This window comes from Curtobacterium sp. APC 4022 (assembly GCF_030407555.1).
Lineage (GTDB): Bacteria > Actinomycetota > Actinomycetes > Actinomycetales > Microbacteriaceae > Curtobacterium.
In genome coordinates, this window is the sequence record NZ_JASDDD010000045.1 from 21,618 (window position 1) to 28,890 (window position 7,273).

Here is a 7,273-nt window from a genome sequence, read left to right on the forward strand (position 1 = left end):
GAGCAGGCACCGGATCCGCGGGGAGCCCGCACCGGCGTCCTCGCGCACTACGCTCACCCCATGAGCGCAGACCCGTCGGCCCCGCAGAAGCCCGTCGCCGACCGGGCCGGAGCGGGCCAGACCGGAATCGGCCAGACCGGAGCAGGCCAGACCCGTGCCGTCGAGCGACAGGGCATCGACGTCATCGCCGAGTCGGAACGCAAGGGCCGACCGCGCGGGCTGTTCTGGCCGTGGTTCGCCGCGAACATCTCGGTGCTCGGTCTGGCGTACGGCTCGTTCGTGCTCGACTTCGGGATCTCGCTGGCACAGGCCACTGTGGTCTCGGTGGTCGGCGTCGTCTTCTCGTTCCTGCTGTGCGGGATCGTCGCGATCGCGGGCAAGCGGGGGTCTGCTCCGACGATGGTCCTCAGTCGTGCGGCGTTCGGGGTGCACGGCAACCGGCTGCCGTCGTTCCTCAGCTGGGTCCTCACGGTCGGGTGGGAGACCGCGCTGGCCGCCCTCGCCGTGCTCGCGACCTCGACGGTGTTCCAGGCGCTCGGGTGGGACGACGGCGTCCTGACGAAGCTCGTCGCCCTGGTGGTCGTCGCGGCACTCGTGGTCGGCGCGGGCATCGCCGGCTTCGACGTGATCATGCGGATGCAGGCCTGGATCACCGTGATCACCGGCGTCCTGACCGTCGTCTACGTGGTCCTGGCGGTCCCCTCGATCGACTTCGGCACGCTCGCCGCGCTGCCGTCCGGCAGCGCACAGAACGTGATCGGTGCCCTGGTGCTCGTGATGACGGGCTTCGGTCTCGGCTGGGTGAACGCGGCGGCGGACTACTCGCGCTACCTGCCCCGCTCGTCCTCGACCGGCGGCGTGGTCGGGTGGACGACGTTCGGCGGGGCACTGGCACCCGCGGTCCTGGTGGTCATCGGCGTGATGCTGGCCGGATCGTCGAAGGAGCTGCACGGTGCGATCTCCGCCGACCCGATCGGTGCCCTGGTGACGGTGATGCCGACCTGGTTCCTCGTGCCCTTCGCGGTCGTCGCGATCCTGGGCCTCGTCGGTGGGGCCGTCCTCGACATCTACTCCTCGGGCCTGGCGCTCCTCAGCGCCGGCGTCCGGATCCCACGACCGGTCGCAGCCGGGGTCGACGGGGTGCTCATGGTCGCCGGAGCCGTGTTCGTGGTGTTCTTCGCGACCGACTTCATCGGGCCGTTCCAAGCGTTCCTCATCACCCTGGGCGTGCCGATCGCGGCGTGGTGCGGAGTGTTCGTCGCCGACGTCCTGCTCCGCCGTCGCGCCTACGCCGAGGACGAGCTCGACAGTCCGCGCGGCCGCTACGGCAGCGTGCGGTGGGCCGCGATCGCGCTCGTCGTCGTCGGTTCGGTGCTCGGGTGGGGGCTCGTGACGAACTCCACGCCCGGCGCCGAGCTCGTGCACTGGCAGGGCTTCCTGCTCGGCCCGTTCGGCCTCGGCGGGGTGTCCGGTCCGTGGGCGTACGCGAACCTCGGGGTCCTGGTGGCGCTGGTCGTCGGGTTCCTCGGAACGCTGCTGCTCGGCGGCCGGGCGGTCCGGCGTCAGGAGGCCATGCCGGTCACCGAACCGGTGTCCCGGGTGCCGGACGCGGAGCTCCGCCCGTGATCGCGTCGGTCGACACGGTCGACGACGCCGGCACGGGCGACGGTGTCGACACGGCGGGTGCCTGGCTGGTCGTCATCGACATGCAGCGGGTGTTCACCGGCGACAGCCCCTGGGCCGCGCCACGCTTCGCCGGAGCGTCGGCGGCGATCGAACGGCTCCTGCCACGGTTCCGTGGCCGCACCGTCCTCACCCGGTTCGTCGCTCCTGCCCAGCCGACCGGAGCGTGGGTGCCGTACTACCGCGACTGGCCGTTCGCGCTCGTCCCCGACGAGGACGACCTGTACGCACTCACCGAGCCGTTCGCCGCACTCGCGGCAGGCGACCTGCCGGCGGCGGGAGCCGTCCCCGTCGTGACCGAGCCGACCTTCGGGAAGTGGGGGACGAGCCTCCAGGCCGTGACCGGGACCGGAGCGGACACGCACCTCGTGCTGACGGGTGTCTCGACCGACTGCTGCGTCCTGTCGACCGCCCTGGCGGCCGCGGACGCCGGCGTCCGGGTCACCGTCGTCGCCGACGCGTGTGGCGGCGCGAGCGACGTCGACCACACCCGGGCACTCGACGCGATGCGCCTGTACGCCCCGCTCATCACGGTCGTCGACACGCTCTGACACGGGTCTGACCGTCGCCGCGATCCTGGGCACCGGCCGAGCCTGAGTCCCCGCGGACCGCGCTGTCCGGACGAGCGCGTAGAGTTCGGGACGTGCCCGCAGTGAACCTCGGAATGCCGAAGGCCCCCGAAACCCTGGCCCCTCGTCGCAAGTCCCGGCAGATCCGGGTCGGCAAGGTCCTGGTCGGTGGCGACGCCCCCGTGTCCGTGCAGTCGATGACCACGACGCCGACCACGAACATCAACGCGACCCTGCAGCAGATCGCCGAACTGACCGCCTCCGGCTGTGACATCGTCCGTGTCGCCGTGCCGAGCCAGGACGACGCCGATGCGCTGCCGATCATCGCGAAGAAGTCCCAGATCCCCGTGATCGCGGACATCCACTTCCAGCCGAAGTACGTCTTCCAGGCCATCGACGCCGGGTGTGCCGCGGTCCGTGTGAACCCGGGCAACATCCGGAAGTTCGACGACCAGGTCGGTGCCATCGCCGCGGCTGCCAAGGCCGCCGGCGTCAGCCTGCGCATCGGCGTGAACGCCGGGTCGCTCGAGCCGAGCCTCATGCAGAAGTACGGCAAGGCCACCCCCGAAGCGCTCGTCGAGTCGGCCGTGTGGGAAGCCTCCCTGTTCGAGGAGCACGACTTCCACGACTTCAAGATCTCGGTCAAGCACAACGACCCGGTCATCATGGTCAAGGCCTACCGTCAGCTCGCCGAGCGTGGCGACTGGCCGCTGCACCTCGGCGTGACCGAGGCCGGCCCGGAGTTCCAGGGCACCATCAAGAGCGCCACGGCGTTCGGCATCCTGCTCGGTGAGGGCATCGGCGACACCATCCGCGTGTCCCTGTCGGCCCCGCCCGCGCAAGAGGTCAAGGTCGGACTGCAGATCCTGCAGTCGCTGAACCTCCGCGAGCGCAAGCTCGAGATCGTCTCCTGCCCCAGCTGCGGCCGTGCGCAGGTCGACGTCTACCAGCTCGCGAACGACGTCACCTCGGGGCTCGAGGGCATGACCGTGCCGCTGCGCGTCGCCGTGATGGGCTGTGTCGTGAACGGTCCGGGCGAAGCGCGCGAGGCCGACCTCGGTGTCGCCTCGGGCAACGGCAAGGGCCAGATCTTCGTGAAGGGGCAGGTCGTCAAGACCGTCCCCGAGTCCGAGATCGTCCAGACGCTCATCGACGAGGCCAACCGCATCGCCGACGAGATGGGTCCGGCAGCCGGCACCGGCAAGCCGCTGGTCGTCACCTCGTAAGGGTCGGTGGTCGCTCGCGACCCCCTTGCCGGACGGGAGGCCCATGGCGACACCGCCACGGGCCTCCCGTCCGTTCCTGCACAGGCCCGCCACCGCGGCCTCGCCGTCCACAGGCGGGTCGCGCCGTGACCGTGCGCCGCTAGGCTGACGGCGTGGTCACACGGCTCTCTCACCTCTTCCTCCGCACGCTCCGCGACGACCCCTCCGACGCGGAGGTCACGAGTCACAAGCTGCTCGTCCGCGCCGGGTACGTCCGTCGCCAGTCGCCAGGCATCTTCGCCTGGCTGCCGCTCGGGCTCCGGGTCCGCTCCAAGATCGAGGGCATCATCCGCGACGAGATGGTCGCCGCCGGTGCGCAGGAGGTCCTGCTGCCCGCCCTCCTGCCGCGCGAGCCGTACGAGGCCACCAACCGCTGGACCGAGTACGGCGACGGCATGTTCCGCCTGCAGGACCGCAAGGGCTCCGACTACCTGCTCGCGCCCACCCACGAAGAGATGTTCGCCCTCCTCGTGAAGGACCTGTACTCGTCCTACAAGGACCTCCCCGTCACGCTGTTCCAGATCCAGGACAAGTACCGCGACGAGGCCCGTCCCCGCGCGGGGCTCCTGCGTGGACGCGAGTTCACGATGAAGGACGCGTACTCGTTCGACCTCGACGACGCCGGGCTCGAGCGCAGCTACCAGGTCATGCGGGACGCCTACGAGCGGATCTTCGCCCGTCTGGGTCTCGAGTACGTCATCGTCAAGGCCGATGCCGGGGCGATGGGTGGGTCGAAGTCGGAGGAGTTCCTCCACCCGATCACCGTCGGTGAGGACACCTTCGTCCGCAGCGCCGGCGGGTACGCGGCCAACGTCGAGGCGTACGTCACGCCGGTGCCGGACGCGAAGCCCGTCGACGGCCTGCCCGAGCCCGTGCTGCTCCCCGCGTCGGACACCCCGACGATCGACTCGCTCGTGGCGCACGCGAACGCCGTCGCCCCGCGTGACGGCGCGCCGTGGACCGCGGCGGACACGCTGAAGAACGTGGTCCTCGCCCTCACGCACCTCGACGGCACGCGGGAGATCGTGGTGGTCGGCCTGCCCGGCGACCGCGACGTCGACCTCAAGCGCGCCGAGGTGGCCTTCGCCCCGGCCGAGGTCGAAGCCGCCGGCGACGACGACTTCCGGAAGCACCGCGGCCTGGTCAAGGGCTACATCGGCCCGCAGGTCCTCGGCGCCGACAGCGCCACCGGCCTCCGGTACTTCGTCGACCCGCGCGTGGTCGACGGCACGACCTGGGTCACCGGCGCGAACGAGCGTGGCATCCACGTCTCCGGCCTGGTGGCCGGGCGGGACTTCGTCGCCGACGGTGTCGCCGAGGTCTCCGACGTCCGCGCCGGCGACCCCGCACCCGACGGCTCCGGCCCGCTCGAGACGGCCCGCGGCATGGAGATCGGCCACGTCTTCCAGCTCGGCCGGAAGTACGCCGAGGCCCTTGGTCTCAAGGTGCAGGACGAGAACGGCAAGCTCGCGACCGTCACGATGGGCTCGTACGGCATCGGCGTGACCCGCATCCTGGCGATCCTGGCCGAGGCGCACAACGACGAGAAGGGCCTGGCCTGGCCGAAGCACGTCGCCCCGTTCGACGTGCACGTCGTCGCGACCGGCAAGGACGCCACCGCGTACGAGCTTGCCGAGTCGATCGTCGCGCAGCTCGAGTCCGAGCGCTTCGACGTGGTGTACGACGACCGGCCGAAGGTGTCGCCGGGCGTCAAGCTCCGTGACGCCGAGCTGCTGGGCATGCCGATCGTCGTGGTCGCGGGCCGTGGCGCCGCCGACGGTGTCGTCGAACTGTGGAACCGGGCCACCGGCGAACGGTCCGACGTCCCGGTCGCGGAACTGCTCTCGGCGGTGCGCGCGATCTGACGCCCCGGCGTCGTCGACCGACGTCCGACAGGAGGCCCGTGGCGGATCCGCCACGGGCCTCCCGTCATTCCTGCGGTACGATCGACGACGGCTTCCGCGCGGTCCCATCCGCGGGAGTGACTCATCTGAATACGGAGGCACCTCGGTGAAGATCGACCTCGCAGTCCTGCGACTCATGGAGCGTGAACGGGAGATCCCGTTCGACGAGCTCGTCCAGATCATCGAATCTGCCATCCTGACCGCCTACCAGAAGCACCGCGCCGAGAACGACGAACCCGTCGACGCTCAGGCCCGCGTCGAGCTGGACCGCAAGTCCGGCGAAGTGTCCGTCTTCGTGCCCGAGCGCGACGAGGACGACAACGTCATCGGCGAGTCCGTCGACCAGCCGAGCGACTTCGGCCGGATCGCGGCGTTCGCCGCCAAGCAGGTCATCAACCAGCGTCTCCGTGACATCGGCGACGACAAGATCCTCGGCGAGTTCCGCGGCAAGGAAGGCGACATCGTCGCCGGCATCGTGCAGCAGGGGCCGAACCCGAAGATGGTGATGGTCGACCTCGGCACGGTGGAGGCGATCCTGCCGCCCGAAGAGCAGGTGCCGGGGGAGACCTACGCGCACGGCACCCGTCTGCGCGTCTACGTGACGAGCGTCGGTCGCGGCCACAAGGGCCCGCAGATCACCGTGTCGCGGACCCACCCGGGCCTGGTCCGGAAGCTCTTCGCCCTCGAGGTCCCGGAGATCGCCTCCGGCGTCGTCGAGATCACCTCGCTGGCGCGGGAAGCCGGGCACCGCACGAAGATGGCAGTCAAGGCGAACGAGCCCGGCGTCAACGCCAAGGGCGCGTGCATTGGCGAGCTCGGTGCCCGCGTGCGTTCGGTGACGAACGAGCTCGGCGCCGAGAAGATCGACATCGTGGACTGGTCCTCCGACCTCGCCACGTTCGTCGCCAGCGCACTGTCGCCCGCCAAGGTGACGAGCGCGTTCGTGCTCGACGCCTCGACGAAGGCCGTCCGCGCCCTCGTGCCGGACTACCAGCTGTCGCTCGCGATCGGCAAGGAAGGGCAGAACGCCCGCCTCGCCGCGAAGCTGACCGGCGCCCGGATCGACATCCAGCCGGACTCGATCCTCGACGGCGACGACTGAGCACCACCCACATCGACGCGATCCGGTTCGCTCGTGGCGACAGGCCTCGGGCGTGCCGGATCGCGGTCGTCGGAGTCAAGGAGTAGAGTGGACGCCGTCAGAACGTGCATCGGCAGTCGTCGTCGCGCAAACCGATCCTCCCTCCTCCGTGTCGTCGCTCACAGTGACGGCTCCGTGGTAGCGGATCCGAAGGCAGTCATGCCGGGCCGGGGGGCGTGGCTCACACCGACCGTCGAAGCGTACGAACTGGCCGTCAAGCGCAGGGCATTCCGCCGTGCGCTCCGGCTGGAGCGTGATCCCGACACGTCCGCGGTGCGCGAGTACCTCGCTGGGCTGGGGCCCGATGGCCCGAACAGCACAGCGCTCGAGCGCCAGGACATGACAGAACAGGCTGAACGGCTTATGGACAACTGATGAGCGGCTCGAAATGAGACCCGTCAACCATTGAGTCCTGCCCCTTGACGGGGTGGGACCCGTGAAGGAGAACAGTGGCGAAACCACGCGTACACGAGATCGCAAGCGAGCTCGGCGTCGACAGCAAGACCGCAATGGAGAAGCTCAAGGAACTCGGCGAATTCGTCAAGGGCCCGAGCTCGAGCATCGAACCCCCCGTCGCACGGAAGCTCCGTGCGGCACTGCAGGCCGAGGGCGCCTCTGCGTCCGCAGCCCCGGCAGCCCCCGCCGCCGCGAAGGCCCCTGCGGCCCCGCGTTCCGGCGCCCCGAAGCCCGGTGGCCCCAAGCCCGGCCCGA

7 protein-coding genes are annotated in these 7,273 nt (G+C 70.3%); all 7 read left to right on the forward strand.

Translation table 11 applies throughout. From position 1 onward, the window contains the following. Positions 1-60: 60 nt before the first annotated feature. Positions 61-1,626 carry a cytosine permease gene (locus QL987_RS13175; RefSeq protein WP_290158049.1) on the forward strand — a complete coding sequence of 522 codons (1,566 nt, stop codon included), beginning with the start codon at positions 61-63 and terminating at the stop codon, positions 1,624-1,626. After that, positions 1,623-2,234, forward strand: coding sequence for a cysteine hydrolase (locus tag QL987_RS13180; protein ID WP_356841588.1), 612 nt, complete (start codon positions 1,623-1,625; stop codon positions 2,232-2,234). The genes QL987_RS13175 and QL987_RS13180 overlap by 4 nt, the downstream gene beginning before the upstream one ends. Positions 2,235-2,347: 113 nt before the next feature. Continuing rightward, on the forward strand, positions 2,348-3,478 hold the full coding sequence (gene ispG, locus QL987_RS13185) for a flavodoxin-dependent (E)-4-hydroxy-3-methylbut-2-enyl-diphosphate synthase (protein ID WP_221850379.1): 1,131 nt from the start codon (positions 2,348-2,350) through the stop codon (positions 3,476-3,478). Positions 3,479-3,630: 152 nt separating this feature from the next. After that, positions 3,631-5,382 (forward strand): proline--tRNA ligase, encoded by a 1,752-nt coding sequence (locus QL987_RS13190; protein ID WP_290158050.1) that lies wholly within the window; start codon positions 3,631-3,633, stop codon positions 5,380-5,382. 145 nt (positions 5,383-5,527) lie between these two features. Then, complete coding sequence (nusA, locus tag QL987_RS13195; RefSeq protein WP_111073599.1) at positions 5,528-6,523, forward strand: transcription termination factor NusA; 996 nt, start codon at positions 5,528-5,530, stop codon at positions 6,521-6,523. Positions 6,524-6,610: 87 nt separating this feature from the next. Beyond that, entirely contained in the window at positions 6,611-6,937 is a 327-nt protein-coding gene (locus QL987_RS13200; RefSeq protein ID WP_290158053.1) for a YlxR family protein, read from the forward strand. Between the two features lie 74 nt (positions 6,938-7,011). Continuing rightward, a partial coding sequence (locus QL987_RS13205) for a translation initiation factor IF-2 N-terminal domain-containing protein (protein WP_290158051.1) occupies positions 7,012-7,273 on the forward strand: 262 nt, incomplete at its 3' end.

What these genes read in the sequence shown, in the direction of transcription:
- QL987_RS13175 (WP_290158049.1), top strand. Translation starts at nt 61, where the DNA reads ATGAGCGCAGACCCGTCGGCCCCGCAGAAGCCCGTCGCCGACCGGGCC.
- ispG (WP_221850379.1), top strand. Translation starts at nt 2,348, where the DNA reads ATGCCGAAGGCCCCCGAAACCCTGGCCCCTCGTCGCAAGTCCCGGCAG.